Consider the following 24,480-nt stretch of genomic DNA (forward strand, 5'->3'; position numbering starts at 1 on the left):
TAGGGCTGAAGACGCGCCATCTGCTCGTCCGTCAGCCAGAATAAATCGCTCAAATTCAGGCTCCTTCGTGGTCGCCTGAATCACAGCCATCTCCGCAAATCAATGGGTCCTGACCCTAAACTCTCACCACGACCAGAGTATCGTAACGGATCGGTTGCCCGACGCCGTATCGGAACGGCTCAGAGGCCGCTGTCCCGAGGATGAAGCTCGAGCCTCGCGAGTGCGCGAAGGATACGGTTCGTCTGCAATACCGGCCAAAGCGCCAGCTTGATCATGAGCGACATGATGAGCAGCACGGCGGACGGCAATCCCCAGCGGAGCGCGGAAAAGGCATCGCCCGCCTCGAAAAATTGCCATGCTGCATATGCCCCGGCGGCGAACAGGAGAAGCTGGGCGGCCATCATGACGAGATTCATCCAGCTCCCGCGGCTGTCGAAGAGCGCGGAGAGCTGACGAAAATAGCCCGGTTCGTCCGCGAGGCTGCGCAGCAAGGCTTTCTCCTCGGCGATAATCGCGGCGTCGATGTCCTTGTCGGTATCAAGCATGATCTACTCCTTTGAGATAAGTGCGAAGATGCGCGCGGGCGTGCATCAACCGCGTCTTGACTGTTCCTGCGGGCACTTCGAGCGCGACGGCGACTTCGGCGACGCTCAGCCCCTCGAAATAGTGGAGCGCGACCGCGGCGCGCTGGACCGGCGACAGCGCCGCCATCGCCCTGCCGAGGTCGGTGCGATCAAGGATCACGCTCTCCCCTGCCACGGCCGCGTCACCAACTTCAGCCTCGGCTTCGGCGGCATCGATCCCGATTTCGAGCGCACCGCGTCCAAATGACTTCATCAACCGGCGCGTGACGATCCGGAAAGCCCATGCCGGAAAGGCGCGTTCGTCGCGTAACATGGGGAGCCCCCGAACGATCTCGACCCATGCCGCCTGTACAGCATCCTCGGCGACATCGCGGCGGCGGGTGAGGCGCAATGCGTGTGCGAGAAGCCGTCCATGCCAACGCGGCACGAGCAATGCGAAGGCTGCACGGTCACCAGTTTGGGCCGCGACGACAAGATAGGCGTCCCTCGCGCGTTGGCGCATTGTCTCAGGGATTGTTTGCTCGGTCATCTCTGGCAAGGTGCCTCGGCCCGCGCCTTTGGTTCAATCGCCGATCAGAAATCTTCAATCGCTGTCGGAGGCGGCCATCAAGCCGACCTTGGCGCAAGGTCCCGCCATGTCGCCATCGGCATCGATCTCGCGCGTCTGCTCAGTTTCTTCTCGTTTATATTTGGTGGCAACCGGAGCGAAGCGGAACAACAGGAAACCTGTCAGCGCGGCGAGAATGGATCCGGCGAGCGTTCCAAGCTTCGCCTCCTCGATCAGCACCGGATCGGCGAAAGCGAGACTCCCGATGAAAAGGCTCATCGTAAAGCCGATGCCGCAAATCACCGCCACGGCATAAATCTGCAGCCAGGTGGCCCCGCGCGGCTTGGCGGCGAAGCCGGTTCTGACCGCGAGCCAGATCGCGGCAAAGATACCGAGCTGCTTGCCGAAGAACAGGCCGGCCGCAATGCCGAGCGGCATCGGCGAGAGCATGTCGTCGAGGGTGATCCCGGTCAGCGCGACGCCCGCATTGGCAAAGCCGAAGATCGGCACGATCAGGAAGGCGACGGGGAAATCGAGCGCATGTTCGAGACGGTGGAGCGGGGACTCGGGTGCATCGGGACGGCCCGGCGTCCAAATGATCGGAATGGTGAATGCGGCGAGGACGCCAGCGATGGTCGCGTGGATCCCCGACAGCAGCACGGCGACCCACAGCAGGGCGAATCCCAGGAGATAGACAGCGAGAGACCGCACGCCGGAGCGGTTGAGCACGAACAGCACGGCGAAGATCCCCGCGGCCGCCGCCAGCGCCGCGAGATTGATTCCCGACGTGTAGAAGAGCGCGATAATGGCCACTGCGCCCATGTCGTCGACGATCGCGACGGTGACGAGGAACAGCTTGAGCGAGGTTGGCGCACGCTTGCCGAGCAGGGCGAGGACGCCGATGGCGAAGGCGATATCGGTCGCCGCTGGGATCGCCCAGCCATTGACGAGCGCGGCATCGCTTCCCGCGAAGAGCAGATATATGCCGGCAGGGGCGATCATGCCCGCTGCCGCGGCAAGCACCGGCAGGCGGCGCTGATCCCATGTGGCGAGACGACCGTCGACGAGCTCGCGCTTGATCTCAAGCCCAACGAACAGGAAGAAGATCGCCATCAGGCCATCATTGATCCAGTGCAGGACGGACAGGCCTCCGACATAGCCGTGAAGCACCTCGAAATAGAGCGATGCGAGCGGCGAGTTCGCGACCAGCATGGCGAGGGCTGCTGCCACCATAAGGACGATACCGCCCGCCGCGGAGCTTTCGAGGAACTTGCGGAGAACGGAAGCAAGACGGGGCGAAGGCACGGATATCGATGCGGTCATGATGACGCGCTCCTGCGGAAAAAGGTCGAACCAGTCTCCGTATTCGGGCGGCGCCCGGGCGCACGCAGCACACGCCGTGCCAATTTATAGCGGACAGGCGAGTTTCATCAACCGCAGTTGGGCATTTTGGCCGAAAGCAGTCTGCCGGCTTCCAAGTCGAATCATAAGAAAGCAGACATCAATATGGAAGATAGGCGCTCACCGAACGTCCCGTCGCTCCATCAAATCCATGCTCACCGTATTGAGACTGTCGGATTTTGACCAGAGTTCCGAGCAACCCGACATCCGAAAGTGGGCGAACTGGGGCCACGCCGATTCAGGAACGGCACAATCAATATATGAAGATCAGTCGCGCAGATTTGACGGGTTTCAGCTATGCCATCGCATCCGTGAGGGTACGGCACTGCATAATTTCCGCCATGATCGAGACGGCAACCTCCCAGGGCGACTTGCCGCATCGCGCCTGCCCGATGGGCGAGTGAAGGCGGGCGATTTGGCCGTCGGAAACGCCTTGAGCGCGCAATTTGTCGATGCGCGCGGGTTTGCGCGTCGCCGATCCCAATACGCCAATATAGCCGGTCGATGCGCCCAGTGCGGAAGCAAGCCCCCGAAAGCCATGCACAGTCTGCCGGCCTCGGTAACCCATGCGGTAACAGGCGTAGATCATGGTGTTCTCGGAGATGGGCTTCCCGTGCTTTGTTCCGGGAAACACATAGTCGCCATTGGTTTCTCGGCGACGACGGAGCAAGAGATCGGCCGCCTGACGCGGCAGGGCCACAAGATGTTCCCGCTCCATCTTCATGCGTTCGGGCGACAATCTCCACAGCGGTTCCGGCCCTTCCAGATTCTCGAACTCGCTCCATACGGCAAACCGCGTTTCGCCGGTCCGCGCCCAGGTCAACAGGGTGAACATCAGCGCGTCGCGCGTAATCTCTCGGCGGCGCGGCGTATCCTCGCCGTCATAGGCAAGGATAGCGCGGACCAGTGCGGGGAATTCCGTGAGCGGAACGCGAGCCATGTGTTTGACGGGCGGCTTGGGCTTGAGGGCATCGTTCAAGCTGAGGGTCGGATCCGTCTTGGCCCATCCACTGGCGATCGCGAAGCGGAAGACCTGGCTGACGCCTTGCTTGAGTCTCCTGCTGATATCGAGGGCACCGCGAGCCTCGACGAGACGAATCATCTCCAGAATCTCAGGTGGCTCGATTTCCACAATGGGACGGGCACCGATGGCCGGAAAGACGTCGCGCTCCATCCGACTGATGATCCGCTGGGCATGGGCGGGATCGAGCCCTTCAACGCGATTCGCATGCCAGGCCCGCGCAATTTCTTCGAACTGCTTGAGCGCCCTCTTCTCCCGCTTCTTCCGCTTTTTGGCTTCTGCGGGATCTTTGCCTTGATCTAGCAGCAGCTTGGCCTCGTTCCGCTTCTCGCGAGCGATTGCGAGAGTGACGACGGGATACTTGCCGAAGCTCAACAGCTTTTCCTTGCCGTCGAAGCGGTATTTCAGGCGCCACAATTTCGAGCCACTCGGCTGTACGAGCAGGTGCAAACCACCGCCATCCGACAGCTTGTAAGGGCGTTGCCGCTTGCTGGCATATTTTACTTCAAGTTCCTTGAGCGGCATCTGGGGGTATCGCCTTTTTTCGAGACGGGCAAAAATTACCCCCAATCCACCCCCAATTCAAATCGACGTCGGCGGTCGCAGCGGGACGCAACCGGACGCTGAAGCGCTCAGCGGGACGCCAAAAATATTTGATTTTGCTCGAAAAAAATTCACCGGTGGCCAAAATGGGTCGTCGGTGGAAAATGAGGATTGGTAGCGGAGGAGGGACTCGAACCCCCGACACGCGGATTATGATTCCGCTGCTCTAACCAGCTGAGCTACTCCGCCCCGAAGGGTCGCCGCGACGGGCGAGCAGCGCCTATAGGCAGGCCTTTGCCGCCGGTCAATATCATGCGCGCACGCCGCGAAAATTACGCGCGAACGCCGGTTGCCATGGTCCGCCGAGATAATGATGCGCGGCCAGGCCGGTGATCGACAGCGGGCGCGACTGGAAATCTTCGGCAAGCTCGGCGATCAGCGCCCTCGCTTCTTTCGGTGCGACCTTGTTCTGGATGGTGATGTGAAGCCGCGGCGTGCCCTGGTCCTGCGCGGTCAGCATCCCGGTGAAATGGTCGGCGATGCGCTCGCGGATAGCGAGGAGGTCGAGGCTGTCGATGCGAAAGGCGACCCCGCCGCCGAGCGAGTAGATTTCGCGCAGCCTAGCGGCCGGGGGCGGCGTATCGGCGGCGATGCGGCGCAGCAGCCGGTCGAACTCGTCATGGCACGATGGCGGCAGCTGGTGGAACAGCGTGATATGCGCCGGCAGGTGATTGCGCTCGGGCGGATAATGCGCCGCGCGCAAATTGTTGAAAGCAAGCTGGTCCGCCGCACCCATCGTCGCGGTCACGATAATGGGTACGGCGCCAGCGGCCCGGACGGGAGGGGGGATGCCCGGGCCGCTTATCGGATCAGGCCGCCTGCGACAGCTTGCCCTGGTACGGGTTCGCCTTCACCCATTCGAGCGCCTTTTCGGGGGTCGATTCGACATAGGGATCGCTGTCGGTGCCAATATCGTTGATGCCCGGTTCGACGAACATCTGGACGACGACGCCATCATCGACGATCGCGGTGTAGCGCCAGCTGCGCATGCCGAAGCCAAGGTGATCCTTGTTGATCAGCATGCCCATGCGGCGTGTGAAGGCAGCCGAACCGTCGGGAACCATCTTCACCTTCTCGACGCCGAGGCTCTTGCCCCAATTGTACATCACGAAAGCATCGTTGACGCTGACGCAGTGGATGTCGGCGACGCCTTCGGCGGCGAAATCGGCGTGCAGGCGCTCGAAACCGGGGCACTGCTCATTCGAGCAGGTCGGGGTATAGGCACCGGGCAGGCCGAACAGGATGTGACGGCCTTCGCCAAACAGCTCGCCGGTGTCGACATCCTGCCAACGGAAGGGGTTCGGGCCATCGACGGCTTCGTCGCGCACGCGGGTCTTGAGCGTCACGGCGGGAACGGGTTGGTTGATCATGGGAGAGCCTTTCTTTTGTTTGTTTCGCGCGCCTAAGCGCATGAAAGGCGGCTGCGGTCCAATCGATAAATTGGCAGAGCTTGATCGGATTTATCGATTAACTCCGATTGCAATATTTGGAATGCCGGCGACGCGAAGAAGGTTATAGGCTGGCCCAGAATCGGCGCAGCGCGGCGGCAACCTCGGTGGGCCGCTCCGCAATCGCCCAATGCCCTGCCCCTTCGATCACCGTCAGCGGCGTGCCCGTGTTCGCGGCGAAGCGCTGCGCCACGGAAAGCTCGACATAAGGATCGCCCGCGCCCCAGATCAGCGTGCCGTTGGCGGGCAGTTCGGGGATGTCGCGGGCCCAGTCATGCTCGAAGCTCAATCCCTTCGCCGAACGGTAGAGCTTGAGGATCGCGCGGCGCTTGTCCTTGTTCGCCCATTGCGCGGCTTCCTCGCGGGCGATGTCGGCGGGCATGCCTTGCGCCGCGAGCCCCTCGGCAAGCTTGGCGGGCTTGCTGAGCGCCATGAAGAGTTCGCCGAGGATAGGTGTGTTCCAGATGCGCGCGAGGCGGTGACCGCGATAGTCGGGCTCGATCACCGCGTTCGAGATCGCCCAGCTGCGGATGAGGTCGGGGCGCAGCATCGCGACGCGCTGCGCGATCAGCGCGCCCCAATCGTGGCCGATAATATCGATCGAGCCGTGCGCCGCAAACATGGTTTCCGCCTGCCCGACCGCCCAATCGGCATAAGCCTCCTTCGTCGCGGCAAAGCCCGCCGGCAAAGGCGCGGTGAAGCCGGGGAGTGCGGGCACCGCGACCGGCGTGTCGCCAAGGTCGAGCGCGACGAGCAGCGGGCGCCAGATCGCAGGGCTGTCGGGGACGCCATGGATGAAGAGTTTCGCGGTCGCCATTACTCCATCTCTCCCCTATCGCGCCGCAGTTGATACCATTTCTGGACGTTCGCATTATGCTCGGACAGCGTGCGGGCGAAGATGTGGCCACCGTCGCCCTTGGCGACGAAGAAGAGGTAGTCGTTGGCTTCGGGGTCGAGCACCGCGGCGATCGACGCCTTGCCGGGGTTGGCGATCGGCCCCTGCGGCAGGCCGATCATGCTGTAGGTATTATAGCCATTCACCGCCTGGATTTCGGACCGCAATATCCGCCGCCCCAGCGGCTTGCCCTTGGTGATCGGATAGATGATCGTCGGGTCGGCCTGAAGCTTCATGCCGACCGCGAGGCGGTTGGTGTAGACGCCCGCGACGGTGCGGCGCTCGGCCGCAACCCCGGTTTCCTTTTCGACGATCGAGGCGAGGGTCATCGCCTCGTTGCGGTCCTTGACCCCCGTGCGCGGACTGCGCTTGGCCCAGAGTTCGTTGAACGCCTTGTCCATCGCCGCCTGCATCCGCTTCAGCACCTCGGCGCGGCTTTCGCCCGTCGTGAAGGCATAGGTGTCGGGAAGCACGCTGCCCTCCGCGGGAACCGGCACCTTACCGGTCAGGCGCTTTTCGGCCATCAACCGGTCCCACACCATGATCGATGGCATGCCCTCCGGCACCATGACGAAGCGCTGGACGGTTTTTCCCGACTGGAGCAGTTCGAGGATGTCGCCGGCGTCCATCCCGGCCTTCACCTCATATTCGCCGGGCTTGATCGGATCGTCGGAGCCGAAGAAGCGCGCTTCGTTGCGGAAGCTGGAGGCAGAGACCGCACCGGCCTTTTCGAGAATCTCGCCGGCCTTGGCGATGCTGGCGCCTTGCGGGATGACCACGACGGTATCCTCGGGCGCACCGCCCGAGCAGGCGGCGAGCAGGAGGGCCAAGATCGTGATCGTCAGCCAGCGGAACGGATGCACCATCTTCTCCCAATCAGCGCCTTAAGGTGACAGAGGTTACCGCAATCGGGGTTCGGAGTGTCACCTTTGTCACCTTAAGCCGGAGCGCGGCGACGGGGTGATAGAGCATGGCTGCGCAATGTAGGAAAGAGGTTTTACAGTTCGTCATTGCGAGCGAAGCGAAGCAATCCAGAGTGTGCGTAAACCGCTCTGGATTGCTTCGCTTCGCTCGCAATGACGACGTGTTTAATCGACCGCCTTGACGATCACGCTGGCGTTGGTGCCGCCGAAGCCGAAGCTGTTGTTGAGCGCGGCCTTCACCTTGCGCTGCTTCGCCTTGTGCGGGACCAGGTCGACGCCTTCGGTGCCTTCGTCGGGATTGTCGAGGTTGAGCGTCGGCGGGACGATCTGGTCGCGGATCGCGAGGATGCAGAAGATCGTCTCGACCGCGCCGGCGCCGCCGAGCAGATGGCCGATCGCCGATTTGGTCGAGCTCATCGACACATTGGCGATCTCGTTGCCGAACAGGCGCTTCACCGCGCCGAGCTCGATCGTGTCGGCCATCGTCGAGGTGCCGTGCGCGTTGATATAGTCGATGTCGGCGGGGGTCATGCCCGCCTTTTTCAGCGCCATTTCCATCGAACGGAACGCGCCAGAACCATCGGGATGCGGCGCGGTCACATGATAGGCGTCGCCCGACAGGCCGTAACCGACGACCTCGGCGTAAATCTTGGCGCCGCGCGCCTTGGCATGCTCATATTCCTCGAGCACGACGACACCAGCGCCTTCGCCCATGACGAAACCGTCGCGGTCCTTGTCATAGGGGCGGCTCGCCTGTTCGGGGCGGTCGTTGTAGCTCATGTTGAGCGCGCGCGCCTGCGCGAAGCCCGCGATGCCGATCGGGCAGATCGTCGCCTCGGCGCCGCCCGCGAGCATGATGTCGGCGTCGTCGTCACGGATCATCCGCGCCGCGTCGCCGATCGAATGCGCGCCGGTCGAGCAGGCAGTGACGACGGCGTGATTGGGGCCTTGCAGGCCGTATTTGATGCTGACCTGGCCCGAGATCAGGTTGATCAGGCGGCCGTGGACGAAATGCGGCGAAACGCGGCCCGGGCCCTTTTCGGCGAGCAGCAGGCTTTCGCTCTCGATCCCCGGCAGACCGCCGATGCCCGAGCCGATCGAGCAGCCGGCGCGCAGCTTCATCTCGTCGGACATATCCTCGAGGCCCGCGTCTTCGATCGCCTGGCCGGCGGCGTCGATGCCATAGATGATGAAAGGATCGACCTGGCGCTGCACCTTGTGATCGACGCGCTTGCCGGGATCGAAACCATATTCATGATCGGGGCCCTTGACCTCGCACGCGATCGTGCATTTCTGGTCCGACGCGTCGAAATGGGTGATCGTGCCCGCGCCCGATTTGCTGGCGAGCAGATTGGCCCATGTGGTTTCCACGTCGGCGCCCAGCGGCGTCACCAAACCCAATCCCGTCACCACAACCCGGCGCATAGTCATTCCTTTCGTCGGCCCCTGTCCCCCAAGGACCCGCATCACATCAATCGGCGCGCATCTACTGAACGCTGGCCCATAAAAAAAGCTTCCCGGCCACTGCGCGCGAACGCTCGGGACCGGGAAGCCGGAAACGCGTGGACGGCGTGGCCGCCGCGTCCGGCCAGGCCGGACCGCAGGGCTTAGCCCTTGTTCGCTTCGATATAGTCGATCGCATCCTTGACGGTGGCGATCTTTTCCGCCGCATCGTCGGGGATTTCGACGCCGAATTCTTCTTCGAACGCCATCACCAGTTCGACGATGTCGAGGCTGTCGGCGCCCAGATCATCGATGAAGCTTGCTTCCTCGGTAACCTTGTCGGCTTCGACGCCCAGATGTTCGACAACGATCTTTTTTACCTTTTCGGCCGAATCGCTCATGCACAGTTCCTTTTTCTGACTATGTCGTGAATGTTGAAAATTGCCCTAGTGTCCGTGGGCGGGGCTGGCAAGAGGGCTGGCGTCGGTCGGTTGGCGAAGCGCCGCATCGACCAGTTCCTCCTCTGCCGCACTATATGCCGAACGCGTCCCTTTCTGCCCCTCCGGCACCTGCGTCACGAAATAGGCAATGCCATCGCCGCCTTCAAGGTCGAACCACAGCCCCGAACGCAATCCATAGGCGTCGCCCGAATGGCCAAGGCGCAGCCGCCCGTCGCCGAACAGGTCGTCGCGGCACGCCGGATCCTTCAGCGCCGGACCGCCCGTGCTGTGCATCGCCACGCCATATTCGCAGAAAAAGCCGCCCATCCCCTCGCCGCTCACCGGATGGACCGGCGCCATCGCCGCGAGCCGGGCGAGGCTTTCGGGTTTCAGGAAATCGCCGCCGCGGCGCAGCAGCATGACGCCGATACGCGCGAGATCGTTCGCCGAAATGCGAAGGCCTCCTTGCGGGCTGAACCCGGCACCGTGGCGGGCAAGGCGATAGGCGCCGAGGTCGCAGCTGCCGTCGTCCGCCGGGACGACGGGGCATGCGGGTCGCACGCCCTGCAAATCGTCGCGCAGGACCGTCCCGTCGGCGCCGTAGAGCGTGACCGCGCGGGCGACCGCGGCATCGCTGCACGTCGGCCAGTTGAAGCAGGCGTCGATGCCGAGCGGGATAAGGACAAGCCGCGCCATCGCCTGGTCGAAACGCTCGCCGGTCGCGCCCTCGATCGCCGCAGCGACCACCGGATAATTGAGATTGGCATAAGCGAAATCGCCCCCCGGCGCGCGCTTCGCATCCCACGCCGCCGGATCGCCGAGCACGGATTCGAGGTCGGCATCGAGCGGCAGCGCATAGTCGATCGTGTCGGCGAGCCCCGAGCGGTGCCCGAGCAGCTGCGCCAGCGTCAGCGGGCGGTCGGGATAGCCCGGATGACGCAGCCGCCAGCCAAGATAGTCCGAAACATCGCGGTCGAGATCGAGCCGGCCCACCTCGACCAGCCGCAGCACGCCCAGCGCGACGACAAGCTTCGAGATCGAGGCGATGCGCACCGGATCGTCGGGAGTGACCACGCGGCCGCTCGCGCGGTTGGCGAGGCCGTCGACGACGCGCGCCTCGATCCGGCCCTCGCGATCGAAATGCACCGCGACCGCGGCGGGCGGCGGCGAAGCCGCGAGCGTCAGCAGGGCAAGACCGGACAGCATCGCGCTACCCTGCGCAGCGCCGGGCGTGTCGTCAAGGCGCCGTTTTGGCGGGGACGACCCCCGAATCGCGGAGCGCCGCCGACGCGCGCTGGATCACCACCGGGGTGATCATGAACCGGCTGAGCACGGTTTCGGGCGTCGCATTGGCCGGCTGGCGCGTATAGTCGAGCAGGCGTCGCCATTGCGCCTGCGCTTCCGCCACATCGCCCTGCCGCGCCATCACGATCGCGCGTACCACCATATATTGCGGCTCCATATTGCTCGGCGACGGCATATTATCGAGGATCGACCGCGCCTCGTCCTGATCGCCGCGCTGCGACAGGATGAAGGCCAGCGTAACCGCGGGCACGCCGGGGTAGGAGGCGTCGAGCTCGAGCGACCGCCGGAGCAGCGCCTCGCCTTCGGGCAGCTTCCCGCAGGCCACCTTGAACAGGCCAAGGAAACCCGACATGTCGGGATCATAAGGGTTGAGCGCGATCGCGGCGTCACCCATCGCATGGCCCGCCGCACAGTTTCCGGCATAGAAATTGGCGCGCGCCATCGCGAACAGGCCCGCCGACGAATTGGGGCTGCTTTCATAGGATCGCTGGGCAAGCGCGCGCGCCTCGGCCATCGCCTCGCGGCCCGCCGCGGTCATCCGCTGCGGTTGCCAATCGCCATAACGCACCAACGACAGCGCGGTGAGTGTGACAGGATCGCGCGGATTATCCTCCAGCGTGGCGCGGAGGCAGGTATCGATCTGTTTGGCGCTCACGATGTTGCGCATCTGGCGCATCCGGTTGAACTGCGCGAGGCACGGAAAGCCGGGCGAATAATTGTCGGGCTGGCGTTGAACCTGGTCGCGCACGATCACCCCGTAATCACCGGCGATCTGCGCGATAACGGGTTCGAGCGCCGTGAACTCGGGGGTTTCCTGCTGGGTCAGGCGAAGCTGCTGCGACCAGATGGCGCGCTGGTCGGCGACGCGGTTGAGGACGAGCGTCACGTCGACGGGGCCTTCGACCGTCCGGACCAGCGAAGCGTCGAGCCGATAGTCGCTGTTTCGCGGCGCCGCGCTGCCCGGTGCCTTGGAACTGAGCAGGTCGACGAGGTCGAAGCGCCGCAGCCCGTCGCGCAGCTTGCCATCAAGCGCGCGGGCCAGCGCGCGCGATTCAGGCGAATTTCCAGCCGACGGGGCGCTGACCTCCAGCAACGGCGCCGGCACCGGGGCGCTGACGAACAGCCGGTCGGGTCCGCCGCGCAGCGTCCACAGCGCGAACAGCGCGAGACCGAGGAGCGCAAGCGCGACAATCCAGCGACCATAACGCGGGCCATCATGGTGCGGGCGCCGCGCGCGACCGGGTGCCGATGGTCTGCCGGGGCCAGCCGGCGCGGTTGCCACCTTGACGTCACTACCGCCCGTCTGCTCGTCCGCCGATCGCGCTGGCGGCGCGGAACGGTGCTGGACAACGACCTCGTAACTGCCCTGCGGCACACGCAGGCGATGAACCCAGGGCGTATCGGCGTAATAGCGATCGAGCAGGGTGCGCAACCGCCCGACCATGACGCGCGGATAGCTGTCGACCGCAGGATCGAAATCTTCGTTGCGGCCGAGCGCCTCGGTCGCGATCGCATAGGCCTTGGGCGAGCTGCGTCCCCCGCGCAGGCGGTGCTCGACGAGGAATTGCAGCAAGCGCGACAGCACCGGCGACCGGACGAACATCGGGGAGTCGAGCAGGTGCTCGAGCTCGTCCGCGATGATCCGGTCGGTTTCGCCGGGATCCTGTGTCTCGTTCGCTTTCGCGTCGTCCATGCTACCCTCGAATACCCCTGTCGGGCGGTGTGGTAGATACGCCAATCAGCCTGCGCGACCAGCCATTGTTACTTCTACGTAACGGTAACAGGCAGACCGGACGCCATATCAGAAGAGTAACCCCCAGCCAATCGTCAAGGAAAAGCGCGAAAACAGGTTAAGGAATGGTTATCAAACGGCGACATATCGGCATGTGACCCCTTGTAACTGCCATGCTTCCAAAACTCTGGCATTCTTTGAACGTCGCGGCATTCCTACAATGGCGCGGTGTTGAGGCCGATAGGCGAAAGGTGCGAGCTGGTCCCTGGCACCCTTCAACCCCCCTCCGGCTTCATTTCAAGACTTCGCCGGGCGGCCCGACAGCCCCACCTGTTGTCCGCCCGGCAAGTCGACCCGGCCCGCGGTTCCCCTCATCATCCGGTGATCGCGACAACCGCTTGGCGACGCCTGGGCCACAGGCGCAGCGCCAGCGCCGCGATCAGGATCGTCCCGAAAATCAGGCCGACGACCCGCTTGCCCGGATCGTCGCCAAAGGCACGCCCGGCATAGCTCACGGTGAAAACGAACCAGAGATAATAGAGGCCGAAACGATGGAGGCGCGGCCACCATTTGCCCAGCCGCCGCTGCCACCCATCGGTCGAGGTCAGCGCCATCAGGTAGAGCATGGCATAAGCGAGGCCGCCGCCGATCAGCGACTGCCATGTGCGCCCCGGTGCATAGACAAGGACATTGATCGAAAGCGCGGCGAGATGGATCGTGTGGGCGAGCGCAAAGCCCAGCCCCCATTGCCGGCGCCGGCGCAGCAAGGCGCGGGTCGTTCCCCCCGGCCAGCGGCGCGCCAGCGTCCCGGCCAGAAAGGCGACGAGGAAGAGCGGAAGCGCGGTGCGCGCGGTCCACCGCGCCGCGAGGCCCGCGCGGGCCGTGTCATCGCCGCCGACGAGCAGCCCCGCCGCGACTGCGAGCAGCCCGGCGAACAAGCCGAGCAGCAGCGGGGTGGAGCGGCGATCGAGCCAGTCGGTCAAGTCAGGATCCTAGACGGGGCCGATGCGAAAAACGCAGAGCTTGTTGCCGTCGAGATCGCGGAAATAGGCGCCGTAAAAAGCCTGCTCGCCCTCTTCGCCGCGGACACCCGGCGGCCCCTCGCACGCGCTGCCCAGTTCGATTGCCTTGGCATGCAGGGCATCGACCTTCACGCGCTCGTCGACGACGATCGCCGCCATATGGCCGTTGCCGCGGTGCGTGGGCTGGCCGTCATAAGGGCGCGTCACCGCGATACCGGGCTGGCCCCAGCTGGTGGCATAGAGGGTAAAGCCATTGTCCGCGTCGGACATGCGCATCAATTCGCTGGCGCCGATCGTCGCGAGCAGCGCGGCATAATAGTCACGCGCACGTGTCAGGTCGTCCGTTCCCATGGTCACATAGCCGATCATATGGCCCCCCTCCTCTTTATCCGCGAGCTTAACCGAAAGGGGCGCCAGTTTCCACTGGCGCCCCGATCGATTTTCGAGAAATGACGACGGATCAGGTCGTGGCCGGTGCCTTGCACGGGCCGGTGTGGGTGCTGGTCATCTGCATGACCATTTCCATGTCGCCGCCGGTCGGCACCTTGCCCTTGGTGGTGACCGTCACGTCGGTCTTCTTGGCTTCCATCGTGCCGTTCATCGCCATGTCGACCGTCTGGCCGTTGGCGGTGCAGGTGCCGGCGATGTCGATCTTGCCACCGGCGATGTTCTTCTTCGACCATTTGCATTCGCCGCCATTGCCCGGGCCCTTGGCCAGCTCGGCTGCGATATCTTCCTTGTCGACCTGCTCCTTGGTGAAGCACTGGTCCATGCCGCTGGCGCCTTCCATCATCTTCGCCATGCCGTCCTTCATTTCGGCCGGCATGCCGGGGACTTCGAACTTCACCAGCTTGACGTCGGTTTTCCAGTTGCCGGCTTCGCGCTTCACGGGGCCGCTGGCATTTTCGCTCTTGCCGCAGCCTGCGACCGTCAATGCAACGCCAAGCGCCGCGATCGTCATAAATTTCTTCATAAAATTCATCCTCCTGTTGGGCAAATGGGGGAACCCGGATGCCGCTATTTGGTTGCGAACCATTATAATTGTCGTTGGCTCCAATCGATACCATATTGGCAGCGATGGCAATCCAGATTCGCACCTCGCTCGACGAAATCGAAACCAGCGGTGACTATGTACCGCACCGACCCGCACGCCCCGAGAAGGTCGAAGGCGGCAAGAGATTTGAACTGGTTAGCGATTATGAACCCGCGGGCGACCAGCCGACCGCGATTCGCGAACTGGTCTCGACCGCGCTCGACGGCGAGCGCGACCAGGTGCTGCTGGGTGTCACCGGATCGGGCAAGACCTTCACGATGGCGAAGGTGATCGACGAGTTGCAGCGCCCCGCATTGATCCTCGCCCCGAACAAGATCCTCGCGGCGCAGCTCTATGGTGAGTTCAAGAGCTTCTTCCCCAATAACGCGGTCGAATATTTCGTCAGCTATTACGACTATTACCAGCCCGAGGCCTATGTGCCGCGGTCGGATACCTACATCGAGAAGGAAAGCTCGGTAAACGAAGCGATCGATCGCATGCGCCACTCGGCGACGCGCGCGCTGCTCGAACGCGACGACGTGATCATCGTCGCGTCGGTGTCGTGCCTTTATGGCATCGGCTCGGTCGAGACCTATTCGGCGATGATCTTCGACCTCAAGAAGGGTCAGGTCGCCGACAACCGCGAGATCATCCGCAAGCTCGTCGCGCTCCAGTACAAGCGCAACGACCAGGCGTTCGCGCGCGGCAATTTCCGCGTCCGCGGCGACAGCCTCGAAATCTTCCCCTCGCACTATGAGGATATGGCGTGGCGCGTCAGCTTCTTCGGCGACGAGATCGAGGAGATCACCGAGTTCGACCCGCTGACCGGCAAGAAGATCGCGACCCTCAACTATGTCCGCGTCTTTGCGAACAGCCACTATGTGACGCCCGGACCGACGCTCAAACAGGCGAGCGAGGCGATCCGGCACGAGCTGGCCGAGCGGCTGAAGGAGCTCGAGGCCGAAGGCCGCCTGCTCGAAGCGCAGCGGCTCGAGCAGCGCACCAATTTCGACCTCGAGATGATCGCCGCGACGGGCAGCTGCGCGGGGATCGAGAATTACAGCCGCTTCCTGACCGGCCGCCTGCCCGGCGAGCCGCCGCCTACCCTGTTCGAATATCTGCCCGACAACGCTTTGCTCTTCGTCGACGAAAGCCACCAGACGGTGCCGCAGATCGGCGCGATGTCGAAGGGCGATCACCGCCGCAAGATCACCCTCGCCGAATATGGCTTCCGCCTGCCGAGCTGCATCGACAACCGGCCGCTGCGTTTCGCCGAATGGGACATGATGCGCCCGCAAACGGTCAGCGTGTCGGCGACGCCGGGGACGTGGGAGATGGAACGCACGCAGGGCGTCTTCGCCGAACAGGTGATCCGCCCCACCGGCCTCATCGACCCGCCGGTCGAGATCAAACCGGTCGAGGAGCAGGTCGACGACCTGATCAACGAGGCGAAAAAGACCGCCGCGGCGGGATACCGTACCCTCGTCACCACGCTGACCAAGCGCATGGCCGAGGATCTGACCGAGTTCCTCCACGAGGCGGGACTCAAGGTCCGCTACATGCACTCGGACGTCGAGACGCTCGAGCGCATCGAGATTATTCGCGATTTGCGGCTCGGGGTGTTCGACGTGCTCGTCGGGATCAACCTGCTGCGCGAAGGGCTCGACATTCCCGAATGCGGGCTCGTCGCGATCCTCGACGCCGACAAGGAAGGGTTTTTGCGCAGCGAAACGTCGCTGGTCCAGACGATCGGCCGCGCGGCGCGCAACGTCGACGGCCGCGTCATCCTCTACGCCGACCGCATCACCGGCAGCATGGAACGCGCGATGCGCGAAACCGACCGCCGCCGCGAAAAGCAGAACGCCTATAACGAAGAACATGGCATCACGCCGACGACGATCAAACGCAACATCGGCGACATCATCGCGCATGTCGCGTCGAAAGATCAGGTGACGATCGACATCGGCGACGACAAGCCCGCGCACATGGTCGGACATAATTTGCGCGCCTATATCCAGGATCTCGAAAAGAAGATGCGCGATGCGGCGGCGGATCTCGAGTTCGAGGAAGCCGGGCGCCTGCGCGACGAGATCCGCAAGCTGGAGGCCGACGAGCTGGGGTTGCCCATCGACCAGCAGGTCGCGCCGCGTGTGGGGCGCAGCAACGAGGGCAAGCCGGGGACACGCAAGGGGCGGTTCGGGAAGTCGAGCAAGACGAAATGGGGGCGGTAAGCTTTCAATAGCCACCGAAACGGACTCTTCTCCCTTGGGGCCGTGATTACCATGACGAACTCCCTGTTATTAGGAGTTCCCATGGACGAGCCAATTGACAATCCGCCACCTGTCCTTTATAAAGGACAGGCTGTTCAATTCCGGCGAACGCCGCAATTCGACAAATGGCTGCGGACCTTGCGGGATCGTTTGGCAAGGTCGCGGATCGTCGATCGCTTGGATCGTTTGGCGTTCGGCCATGTGGGAGACGCGAAATCCGTTGGCGATGGCGTGTTTGAACTGCGGCTTGCCTTTGGCCCCGGATACCGAATCTACTATATGTGGAAGGGCGACAGGCTGATTTTGCTGCTGTTGGGCGGCGACAAAGGCAGTCAGGCGCGCGATATTGCGCAAGCCAAGATGCTGGCAAAGGAAGCAGATGATGGCTTTGAAGACACTCCCCTTTGACGCTGCGGACTATCTCGAAACTGCTGAGGACATCCGCTATTATCTGGAAGCAGCAATGGAAGGGAATGATGCGAAACATATCGCCCGAGCACTCGGCGCCGTCGCCCGCTCGAAGGGCATGACCGAGATTGCACGGCAAACCGGGCTTGGGCGGCAAGCACTCTACAATGCGCTTTCCGAAAACGGCAATCCGACACTTCAGACGCTGACGACCGTTCTCGACGCGCTCGGCTTGCAGCTGTCAGTACAACCCAAAGCCGCCTGACCCCCTTCGACAAAACGTATACGTTTTCCGACGAGCGCTCTTGCCCCGCCTCAGGGCGCTGCTTAGGGTCCGCCCCGAAACGGGGAGTCGCAATCAATGAAATCAGGTCTTTCGCTTATCGCTTTGGCGCTTGCCGCCGCCCTGCCTGCCACGCTCTACGCGCAGGACAAGCCCGCCGACGGCGCTGCCGACAATAAGGCGAAGGCCGAAAAACCCGCCGACTATGAGCCGCAGGTTCGCACGACGAGGCTGTCGGGCACCTTCGGCGGACAGCGGATCAGCTATGCCGCGACGATCGGCGAGACGATTATCAAGAACAAGGACGGCGTGGCCGAAGTCGCGGTGGTCACGACGTCGTACGTCAAGGAGCCGCGCGACCCGAACCGGCCGATCACCTTCCTGTTCAACGGCGGCCCGGGGTCGGGCACCGTCTGGCTGATGATGGGGGCGTTCGGGCCGAAGCGCGTCGCGATCCCCGGCACCGGGGTCGACGACGGCGCCCCGCCCTATCCGATCGTCGACAATCCCGACGCGCTGCTCGACGTCACCGATGTCGTCTTCATCGACCCGCCGGGCACCGGCTTCTCGCACCTGATCGGCAAGGCGAAGCCCGAGGATTATTACGGGGTGACGCAGGACGCGAAGCTGGTCGCCGAGGTGATCCGCCGCTGGCTCAACGACAATGGCCGCTGGAACAGCCCCAAATATCTCGGCGGCGAAAGCTATGGCACGACGCGCTCGGCCGCGGTCGCGAACCAGCTGATGAACGAGACGTACAATGACGTCGCTTTGAACGGCATCATCCTGATCTCGACCGTGCTCGATTTCGCCGCGGGTTCGGACACCGCGGGCAACGAGCTGTCGCCGGTCACCAACCTGCCCTCGATGGCAGCGACCGCGCTCTATCACGGCAAGGCGACCGCGCCGTCGGTCGAGGCGTTCGTCGAGGAAGCGCGGCAATGGGCGATCGGCCCCTATGCCAGCGCGTTGCTCAAGGGCCAAAAATTGCAGGGCGAGGAACGCGCCGCGATCCGCCGCGAACTCGCGCGCTTCACGGGCCTTTCCGAAACCTATCTCGAGAGCGCCGACCTGCGCGTCGCGCCCAGCCGCTTCTACAAGGAATTGCTGCGCGACCGCGGGCTGACCGTCGGCCGGCTCGACAGCCGTTACACGGGCAAGGACTATGACAATGCCGGCGAAGGCCCCGACAATGACCCCAGCTTCTTTGGCATCGACGCGAGCTATACCGCGGCGATCAACAGCTGGAGCCGCGACGGACTGGGGTTCAAGACCGACCGCGAATATCAGTCGATCGGCCGGATCGGCGGCCAGTGGGACTGGCGGATCGGCGGGCGCGACAGCAACGCCTATCTCAACGTCGCGCCCTATATCGGGCAAGCGCTGCGCGAGAATTCAGGGCTGCGCGTGTTCGTCGGCCAAGGCTATTATGATTTCGCGACGCCGTTTTTCGCCGCCGAATATGCGCTATCGCGCACGGGCATCCCCCAGGATCGCATCCAGTATCAATATTATGGCGCGGGTCACATGATGTATATCCGCGACGAGGATCGCCACAAATTGTCGGCCGACATCCGCGCCTTCATCCGCGCGCGTTGATTATACTCGTCATCCCGGCGAAGGCCGGGATCTCTGCGTCGCGTTGCAAGACAACGTCGAGATCCCGGCCTTCGCCGGGATGACGATTTCCTTACCCAGCTATTAGCGCAGGACGCCCGCCGCGGCCTGGCGCCGGGCGTAAAGATAGAGCGCGATCAGAATCACCCAGATCACGATGGTGAAATACATCGGACCGGGGCCAAAGAGGCCCATGAACTCGTCCTTCTTCAGCACGAACTGATAGATGGTCATCGTCAGGAGGCCGGCGGCCGAAACGATGAAGGCGCTGACAGCATGACGGCTGCGCATCAATAGCAGCAACGCACCAAGGAACGATCCCCACACGCCCAATGCCCAGCCAACATTGGCCCAGAAGGGAAAATTGCCGAACCATGCGATCTGTTCGGCGGTGAACTGGCCGACTTCCTTCATATACCAGTCGCTCTTCATTTTCGCGAAGGTGTAGTCGGTCACGGCAATGAGGTTCCATAGCAGGCCGAGAATCCCGACTACCCAAAGGTGCCAGGGCGTTTTACGCACTTCGGTCATCATTCGTCTCCCCCTCCAGAAAGATAGCGCGAGATTACCAGCTTTTGCCGTTACGGCAAGCATAGTGCCATAATGACATAACACACTGCGATCATCGATGAAACATGAGAGATCGAGCGCGGCGGGCAAATGCACTTGGCAAGCCGCCGCCAAATCGCGATAGGCACCCGATGTGCGTCGTCGCCCTTGCCTGGCAGGTTCATGCCGACTGGCCCTTGATCCTGATCGGGAACCGCGACGAGTTTCACGAGCGCCCGAGCGCCGCGCTCGCCGCGTGGGACGACGCCAGCGGCATCGTCGCGGGGCGCGACCTGCAGGCGGGCGGGACATGGCTGGGCGTGCACCCCGGAAGCGGGCGCGTCGTTGTGGTGACGAATGTGCGCGGCGCGATGCCCGATCCGGCGAAGGAATCGCGCGGCACGCTGGTCGTCGACATGCTGCGCGGCGACGGACGCTTCGCCAATCCCGCGGTGGAGGATCTCGACCGCTTCAATGCCTTCAACCTGTTCGCGGTCGGCGGCGGCAATGCGCAGCTGCTGACCAACCGGCCGCAGCCGCGGGTCATGGCGCTGGACGCCGGAGTCCATGCCCTCGCCAACGAACCGATCGACATGCCCTGCCCGCGCGCCGAGCGGCTGCGCGAAGCGCTGGCGGCGGTGGTCGACGCGGGCGCCGACCCCGAAGGCTTGCTCGACACGCTGACGGCGACAAGAGATCCGGCGCTGTTCCTGCGCGGCGATGTCTATGGCACCCGTGCTTCGACGCTGGTCGCGGTCGCCTCCGACGGGACCGCTAAAATGATCGAGCACCGATATGAAAAGGGCGGCCGCCCCGCTGGAACGACCGCCCTGAATTTTCGGATCGGCTGAGCCGGTCGCGCTTATTTCGGCGCGATGACCATCAGCATCTGGCGACCCTCGGTGCGCGGATGCGCTTCGACCTTTGCGATCTCCGACGTCAGCTCGGCAACGCGCTGCAGCACATTCAGGCCAAGCTGGGTGTGGCTCATTTCGCGGCCGCGGAAGCGCATGGTCATCTTGACCTTGTCGCCTTCCTCGAGGAAATCGAAAACCTTGCGCATCTTCACGTCGAAATCATGATCGTCGATATTCGGACGCATCTTGATCTCTTTGATTTCCTGCGTCTTCTGGCTCTTGCGCGCCAGATTGGCCTTTTTCTGGGCTTCGTATTTGAACTTGCCCACGTCGAGGAATTTGCACACCGGCGGATCGGCGTTCGGGGATACTTCGACCAGGTCCAGCCCGACGGAGGCAGCCTGCTCGATCGCTTCGGCCGTCAGCATTACGCCCAGATTTTCGCCTTCCTCGTCGATTACACGAACTTTGGGGGAGGCGATAAATTCATTGTAACGCGGGCCGTTTTTAGGCGGCATCGGTGCCATTGGGCGACGGGTCATGGGCGGTGGTATAGCTGTATCTCCTGGATCGTTTAAAATAGGCGTGCGGCATCGACGCAAAAACACGCGCCGTGGTCATATAGTGATCGAGAGCCCGTCGTAAAGGCCGCCCTGCTCAACTGACGCCGCTTTTCAGGTCAACTGTGACCAGTCTGCCACTACCATTTGGCCGGTGCCGGGTCGACGACGCGGAAACCACCGGCGCCGATCTCGCTGACCTCGAGCGCGCGAACCGCGATGCCGCGGTTGTTGAAGCGGAAGATGCCGTCGATCCCGCCAAAGCCGTCGGCGGCGAGCAGGCGGTTGGTCGGGAAGCTGGTGCCGGGTTTCCAGTCGCGCGCGATGCGCACCGTCAGCAGCACCGAGTCGTAACCGAGGCTGGCAAGCCGGTACGGCGCCTTGCCGAAACGCGTGCGATATTTGCCCGCGAGCTGGCCATAAAGGCCATCGGACACGCTGGCGAACCACGACCCGCGCATCACCCCATTGCTGCCAAGCGAGGCGTCGGTGTTCCACAGTTCGGTGCCGAGAATCTGCCGCTGCCCGGCGCCCTTGATCACCGGCACGGCGCGGATCGCATTGCCGCCGCTGTCGGCGATCAGCACCGCGTCCATCGCGCCGGCATTGGCGATCCGCCGCGCCGCGCCGGTCAGCGCGGTCGCGCTGCGGTCATAGGTTTCGACCGCGACGAGCGTCCCGCCGGCTTGGGCGACCGCGGCGCGGAAGGCGGCGACCGAGCGGTCGCCATAGACATTCTTCGGCACAAGCGCGCCGAAGCGCTGATGGCCTTTCCCCCGCGCGAAGGCGACGACACGCTCGACCGACTGGCCGGGGACGAAGCCCATGATGAAGACGCCGTTGCCCGCAACGCTGCTGTCGTTCGAGAAGCTGAGCACCGGCACCTTCGCATCGCGCGCGATCGGCGCGACCGCGGCGACATCTTCGCTGAGCAGCGGGCCGAGGATCAGCCTGTTGCCGTCGGCGACCGCCTGGCGCGCCGCGGCGGCGGCGCCGAGCGCGGTGTCATAGGTGGTGATGCGGACGCGCTCGGTGCGCGAATCGAGCAATGCCAGTGTCGTCGCATTGGCGATCGCGGTGCCGACATCGGCGTTGGGGCCCGTCTGCGGCACGAGGAGCGCGACGCGGTGGCGGTCGGTATCGGTGGGAAGCCCGGGGCCGACATTGTCGGTCGGCTGGTCGGGCGGCGGCGGCGTCGCCGGACCGTTCGACTTCGGCACCATCTGACACGCCGCAAGCAGCCCCGCCATCGCCATCACACCGAGGCCGCGCAACATTCGGCGGCGGGCCGGTGCATTAATTTGGCGCTGGGCGGCAGTTTCTGCCATTTTCAGCGTCATGCCAGATTCGAACATCTCAGATTCTCCCTTGCCCGGTCTCTATATCGTCGCGACGCCCATCGGCAACCTTGGCGACATCAGCGCGCGCGCGGCGACGACACTCGCCTCCGCCGGCGTGATCGCCGCGGAGGACACGCGCGTGACCGCGAAATTGCTGTCGCATCTGGGATTGCGTGTGCCGATGACCCCCTATCATGATCATAGCGACGAACGCACACGCGCCGCGCTGGTTGCGCGCATGGGGCACGAAGTTGTCGTTTTGGTGTCGGACGCGGGAACGCCGCTGATTTCGGACCCCGGCTACAAGCTCGTCCGCGACGCGCGCGCCGCGGGGCGGCATGTAACCACCCTGCCCGGCCCGTGCGCCGCGATCGCCGCGATCACGCTGTCGGGCCTGCCGAGCGACCGCTTCCTGTTCGCGGGCTTCCTGCCGGGCAAGGCCAAGGCGCGCGCCGACACGCTCGCCGAGTTTGCGGGGCTGCGCGCAACGCTGGTATTTTACGAAAGCGGGCCGCGGCTGGCGGCATCGCTGGCAGCAATGGCCGAAGGGCTCGGCAATCGCGAGGCGGCTGTCGCACGCGAGATCAGCAAGCTGTTCGAGGAATGCGTGACCGGCACGCTGACCGAACTCGCGGCGCGTTATGCGGACGCGCCGCCCAAGGGCGAAATCGTCGTCATCGTCGGTCCGCCCGGCGAGGCTCTGGCTGAAGAAGCCGACGACGCGACTCTCGACGCCGCGCTGCGCGAGGCGATGACCGACAAGCCCGTGGCACAGGCGGCCAAGGCGGTCGCCAAGCGTTTCGGGCTCGACCGCCATGATGTTTATGCTCGTGCACTCCTGTTGAAAGAGCAGGCTTGAACCGCGCCACCGCCGAAGCGCGCGGGCGCAAGGCCGAACGCCGCGCCGCCTGGTGGCTGCGCCTCCACGGCTGGCGCATCCTCGGCGAACGGCTGCGCGTTCCGGCGGGCGAGGTCGACCTCGTCGCGCGGCGCGGCCGCACCGTCGCCTTCATCGAGGTGAAATGGCGCGACCGCGCCGCCGACCTCGATCTTGCTATCGACCAGTATCGTCTGCGCCGCGTCGCCGCGGCCGCCGAAATGCTGAGCCCGCGCTTCGCTGGCCCGCGCGACGACATAAGGATCGACGTGATGCTCCTTGCGCCAAGGCGCCTCCCACGCCATCTGGTCCACGTCTGGCAGCCGTGACGGCGCCCAAGGAGAAGAAGATGACCCTGCGCGCTGCGGTGCAAATGGACCCGATGGACGGTATCAACATCGGGGGCGACAGCAGTTTTTCCCTGATGCTGAAGGCGCTCGAACGCGGGTACGAGCTCTATCATTACGACGTGCGCGGCCTGACGTGGGAGGCCGGGCGGCTGACGACGAAAGCGCATCGCGTGATAGAGGTACAGCGCGAGGCGGGCGCGCACTACAAATTCGGTGACGAAATCCTGCTCGACCTTGGCCGCGACGTCGATGTCGTGCTGATGCGGCAGGACCCGCCCTTCGACCTTGGCTACCTGACCGGCACCTGGCTGCTCGAGCGGATCGCCAATGAGACATTGGTGGTCAATGACCCGGTATCGGTTCGCAACGCTCCCGAAAAAGTGTTCGTGCTCGACTTCCCCGAGTTCATGCCGCCGACGATGGTCACGCGCAGCCTCGACGCGGTGAAGGATTTTCAAGCCCGGTTTGGTGCGGTGGTAATCAAGCCGCTGCACGGCAATGGCGGCAAGGCGGTGTTCCGGATCGACGCCGATGGCGGCAACCTCGGCGCGCTCGTCGAGCTGTTCGGCCAGGTCTGGCCCGAGCCCTTCATGGTCCAGCAGTTCCTGCCGAGCGTTTCGCAGGGCGACAAGCGCATCGTGCTCGTCGACGGAGAGGTTGCGGGCGCGATCAACCGCAAGCCCGGCGAAGGCGAATTCCGCTCGAACCTCGCGGTCGGCGGCTTTGCCGAAGCCACCGAACTGACCCCGCGTGAGAAGGAAATCTGCGACGTGCTCGGACCGCGGCTGCGCGAACGCGGGCTGGTATTCGTCGGCATCGATGTGATCGGCGGCGAGTGGCTGACCGAAATCAACGTCACCTCGCCCACCGGAATCGTCGCGATCGACCGCTTCAACAACAGCGATACCGCGGGAATGATCTGGGACGCGATCGTGCGGCGGATCGGCTGACGCGCCCGGCGCGTTACCCTCC

26 protein-coding genes and 1 tRNA gene are annotated in these 24,480 nt (G+C 63.9%); 8 read left to right on the plus strand and 19 right to left on the minus strand.

Features of this window, described 5'->3' with window-relative positions:
• Positions 1–179 precede the first annotated feature (179 nt).
• The 16 genes from V6M50_RS20110 to V6M50_RS20185 all read right to left on the minus strand — a co-directional run bounded on the left by V6M50_RS20110 (position 180) and on the right by V6M50_RS20185 (position 14,337).
• Positions 180–545, minus strand: a complete 366-nt coding sequence (locus V6M50_RS20110) for a DUF6768 family protein (protein WP_332820362.1) — start codon at positions 543–545, stop codon at positions 180–182.
• Complete coding sequence (locus V6M50_RS20115; RefSeq protein ID WP_332820363.1) at positions 538–1,086, minus strand: RNA polymerase sigma factor; 549 nt, start codon at positions 1,084–1,086, stop codon at positions 538–540. The genes V6M50_RS20110 and V6M50_RS20115 overlap by 8 nt, the downstream gene beginning before the upstream one ends.
• An 81-nt stretch (positions 1,087–1,167) precedes the next feature.
• Entirely contained in the window at positions 1,168–2,454 is a 1,287-nt protein-coding gene (nhaA, locus tag V6M50_RS20120; RefSeq protein WP_332820364.1) for a Na+/H+ antiporter NhaA, read from the minus strand.
• Positions 2,455–2,827: 373 nt separating this feature from the next.
• Positions 2,828–4,078: a phage integrase central domain-containing protein gene (locus tag V6M50_RS20125; RefSeq protein ID WP_332820365.1), complete on the minus strand. Its 1,251-nt coding sequence runs from the start codon at positions 4,076–4,078 to the stop codon at positions 2,828–2,830.
• A 190-nt stretch (positions 4,079–4,268) separates the two neighbouring features.
• Positions 4,269–4,345 (minus strand) — tRNA-Met (locus V6M50_RS20130).
• Between the two features lie 61 nt (positions 4,346–4,406).
• Positions 4,407–4,892 carry a 2'-5' RNA ligase family protein gene (locus V6M50_RS20135; protein WP_332820397.1) on the minus strand — a complete coding sequence of 162 codons (486 nt, stop codon included), beginning with the start codon at positions 4,890–4,892 and terminating at the stop codon, positions 4,407–4,409.
• A 73-nt stretch (positions 4,893–4,965) separates the two neighbouring features.
• On the minus strand, positions 4,966–5,526 hold the full coding sequence (locus V6M50_RS20140) for a peroxiredoxin (protein WP_332820366.1): 561 nt from the start codon (positions 5,524–5,526) through the stop codon (positions 4,966–4,968).
• A 142-nt stretch (positions 5,527–5,668) separates the two neighbouring features.
• The gene (locus tag V6M50_RS20145) at positions 5,669–6,421 is read right to left on the minus strand and encodes an alpha/beta fold hydrolase (protein ID WP_332820367.1); all 753 of its coding nucleotides are present in this window, start codon (positions 6,419–6,421) and stop codon (positions 5,669–5,671) included.
• Positions 6,421–7,365 carry an endolytic transglycosylase MltG gene (gene mltG, locus V6M50_RS20150; RefSeq protein WP_332820368.1) on the minus strand — a complete coding sequence of 315 codons (945 nt, stop codon included), beginning with the start codon at positions 7,363–7,365 and terminating at the stop codon, positions 6,421–6,423. Before mltG ends, V6M50_RS20145 begins: the two co-directional genes overlap by 1 nt.
• A 222-nt stretch (positions 7,366–7,587) precedes the next feature.
• A complete protein-coding gene (fabF, locus tag V6M50_RS20155) occupies positions 7,588–8,847 on the minus strand; it encodes a beta-ketoacyl-ACP synthase II (RefSeq protein WP_332820369.1) in 1,260 nt (419 codons plus the stop codon).
• Between the two features lie 182 nt (positions 8,848–9,029).
• Positions 9,030–9,266 carry an acyl carrier protein gene (locus tag V6M50_RS20160; protein ID WP_003039428.1) on the minus strand — a complete coding sequence of 79 codons (237 nt, stop codon included), beginning with the start codon at positions 9,264–9,266 and terminating at the stop codon, positions 9,030–9,032.
• 45 nt (positions 9,267–9,311) lie between these two features.
• Positions 9,312–10,511, minus strand: coding sequence for a serine hydrolase domain-containing protein (locus V6M50_RS20165; protein ID WP_332820370.1), 1,200 nt, complete (start codon positions 10,509–10,511; stop codon positions 9,312–9,314).
• Between the two features lie 31 nt (positions 10,512–10,542).
• The gene (locus V6M50_RS20170) at positions 10,543–12,303 is read right to left on the minus strand and encodes a tetratricopeptide repeat protein (protein ID WP_332820371.1); all 1,761 of its coding nucleotides are present in this window, start codon (positions 12,301–12,303) and stop codon (positions 10,543–10,545) included.
• 413 nt (positions 12,304–12,716) lie between these two features.
• Positions 12,717–13,325, minus strand: coding sequence for a hypothetical protein (locus V6M50_RS20175; RefSeq protein ID WP_332820372.1), 609 nt, complete (start codon positions 13,323–13,325; stop codon positions 12,717–12,719).
• 9 nt (positions 13,326–13,334) lie between these two features.
• Entirely contained in the window at positions 13,335–13,733 is a 399-nt protein-coding gene (locus V6M50_RS20180; protein WP_332820373.1) for a VOC family protein, read from the minus strand.
• A gap of 91 nt (positions 13,734–13,824) precedes the next feature.
• The gene (locus tag V6M50_RS20185; protein WP_332820374.1) at positions 13,825–14,337 is read right to left on the minus strand and encodes a DUF3617 domain-containing protein; all 513 of its coding nucleotides are present in this window, start codon (positions 14,335–14,337) and stop codon (positions 13,825–13,827) included.
• A 104-nt stretch (positions 14,338–14,441) separates the two neighbouring features.
• On the opposite strand from V6M50_RS20185, the gene uvrB reads away from it, so the two are divergent.
• The 4 genes from uvrB to V6M50_RS20205 all read left to right on the plus strand — a co-directional run bounded on the left by uvrB (position 14,442) and on the right by V6M50_RS20205 (position 18,957).
• Positions 14,442–16,628 (plus strand): excinuclease ABC subunit UvrB, encoded by a 2,187-nt coding sequence (gene uvrB / locus V6M50_RS20190; RefSeq protein ID WP_332820375.1) that lies wholly within the window; start codon positions 14,442–14,444, stop codon positions 16,626–16,628.
• A gap of 81 nt (positions 16,629–16,709) precedes the next feature.
• On the plus strand, positions 16,710–17,075 hold the full coding sequence (locus V6M50_RS20195; RefSeq protein ID WP_332820376.1) for a type II toxin-antitoxin system RelE/ParE family toxin: 366 nt from the start codon (positions 16,710–16,712) through the stop codon (positions 17,073–17,075).
• The gene (locus V6M50_RS20200; RefSeq protein WP_332820377.1) at positions 17,047–17,340 is read left to right on the plus strand and encodes an addiction module antidote protein; all 294 of its coding nucleotides are present in this window, start codon (positions 17,047–17,049) and stop codon (positions 17,338–17,340) included. The genes V6M50_RS20195 and V6M50_RS20200 overlap by 29 nt, the downstream gene beginning before the upstream one ends.
• Before the next feature lie 96 nt (positions 17,341–17,436).
• Positions 17,437–18,957 (plus strand): S10 family peptidase, encoded by a 1,521-nt coding sequence (locus tag V6M50_RS20205; protein WP_332820378.1) that lies wholly within the window; start codon positions 17,437–17,439, stop codon positions 18,955–18,957.
• 102 nt (positions 18,958–19,059) lie between these two features.
• On the opposite strand, the gene V6M50_RS20210 is transcribed toward V6M50_RS20205, so the two are convergent.
• Entirely contained in the window at positions 19,060–19,509 is a 450-nt protein-coding gene (locus tag V6M50_RS20210; protein ID WP_332820379.1) for a hypothetical protein, read from the minus strand.
• Between the two features lie 167 nt (positions 19,510–19,676).
• Between V6M50_RS20210 and V6M50_RS20215 the strand changes: the two genes are divergently transcribed.
• On the plus strand, positions 19,677–20,375 hold the full coding sequence (locus V6M50_RS20215) for an NRDE family protein (protein WP_332820380.1): 699 nt from the start codon (positions 19,677–19,679) through the stop codon (positions 20,373–20,375).
• Between the two features lie 11 nt (positions 20,376–20,386).
• Here V6M50_RS20215 and infC read toward each other — a convergent pair whose 3' ends face one another.
• Both infC and V6M50_RS20225 read right to left on the minus strand, forming a co-directional pair.
• Positions 20,387–20,923: a translation initiation factor IF-3 gene (infC, locus tag V6M50_RS20220; RefSeq protein ID WP_039572576.1), complete on the minus strand. Its 537-nt coding sequence runs from the start codon at positions 20,921–20,923 to the stop codon at positions 20,387–20,389.
• Between the two features lie 158 nt (positions 20,924–21,081).
• Positions 21,082–22,218 carry a penicillin-binding protein activator gene (locus V6M50_RS20225; RefSeq protein WP_332820381.1) on the minus strand — a complete coding sequence of 379 codons (1,137 nt, stop codon included), beginning with the start codon at positions 22,216–22,218 and terminating at the stop codon, positions 21,082–21,084.
• Between the two features lie 61 nt (positions 22,219–22,279).
• Between V6M50_RS20225 and rsmI the strand changes: the two genes are divergently transcribed.
• From rsmI to gshB, 3 genes are read left to right on the plus strand one after another with little or no spacing between them, the layout of a single operon-like run.
• Entirely contained in the window at positions 22,280–23,140 is an 861-nt protein-coding gene (rsmI, locus tag V6M50_RS20230; RefSeq protein WP_332820382.1) for a 16S rRNA (cytidine(1402)-2'-O)-methyltransferase, read from the plus strand.
• The gene (locus V6M50_RS20235) at positions 23,137–23,487 is read left to right on the plus strand and encodes a YraN family protein (RefSeq protein ID WP_332820383.1); all 351 of its coding nucleotides are present in this window, start codon (positions 23,137–23,139) and stop codon (positions 23,485–23,487) included. Before rsmI ends, V6M50_RS20235 begins: the two co-directional genes overlap by 4 nt.
• 20 nt (positions 23,488–23,507) lie before the next feature.
• Entirely contained in the window at positions 23,508–24,458 is a 951-nt protein-coding gene (gene gshB / locus V6M50_RS20240) for a glutathione synthase (RefSeq protein ID WP_332820384.1), read from the plus strand.
• Positions 24,459–24,480: the final 22 nt, after the last annotated feature.

It is taken from the genome of Sphingopyxis sp., from assembly GCF_036675685.1.
Taxonomy (GTDB): domain Bacteria; phylum Pseudomonadota; class Alphaproteobacteria; order Sphingomonadales; family Sphingomonadaceae; genus Sphingopyxis.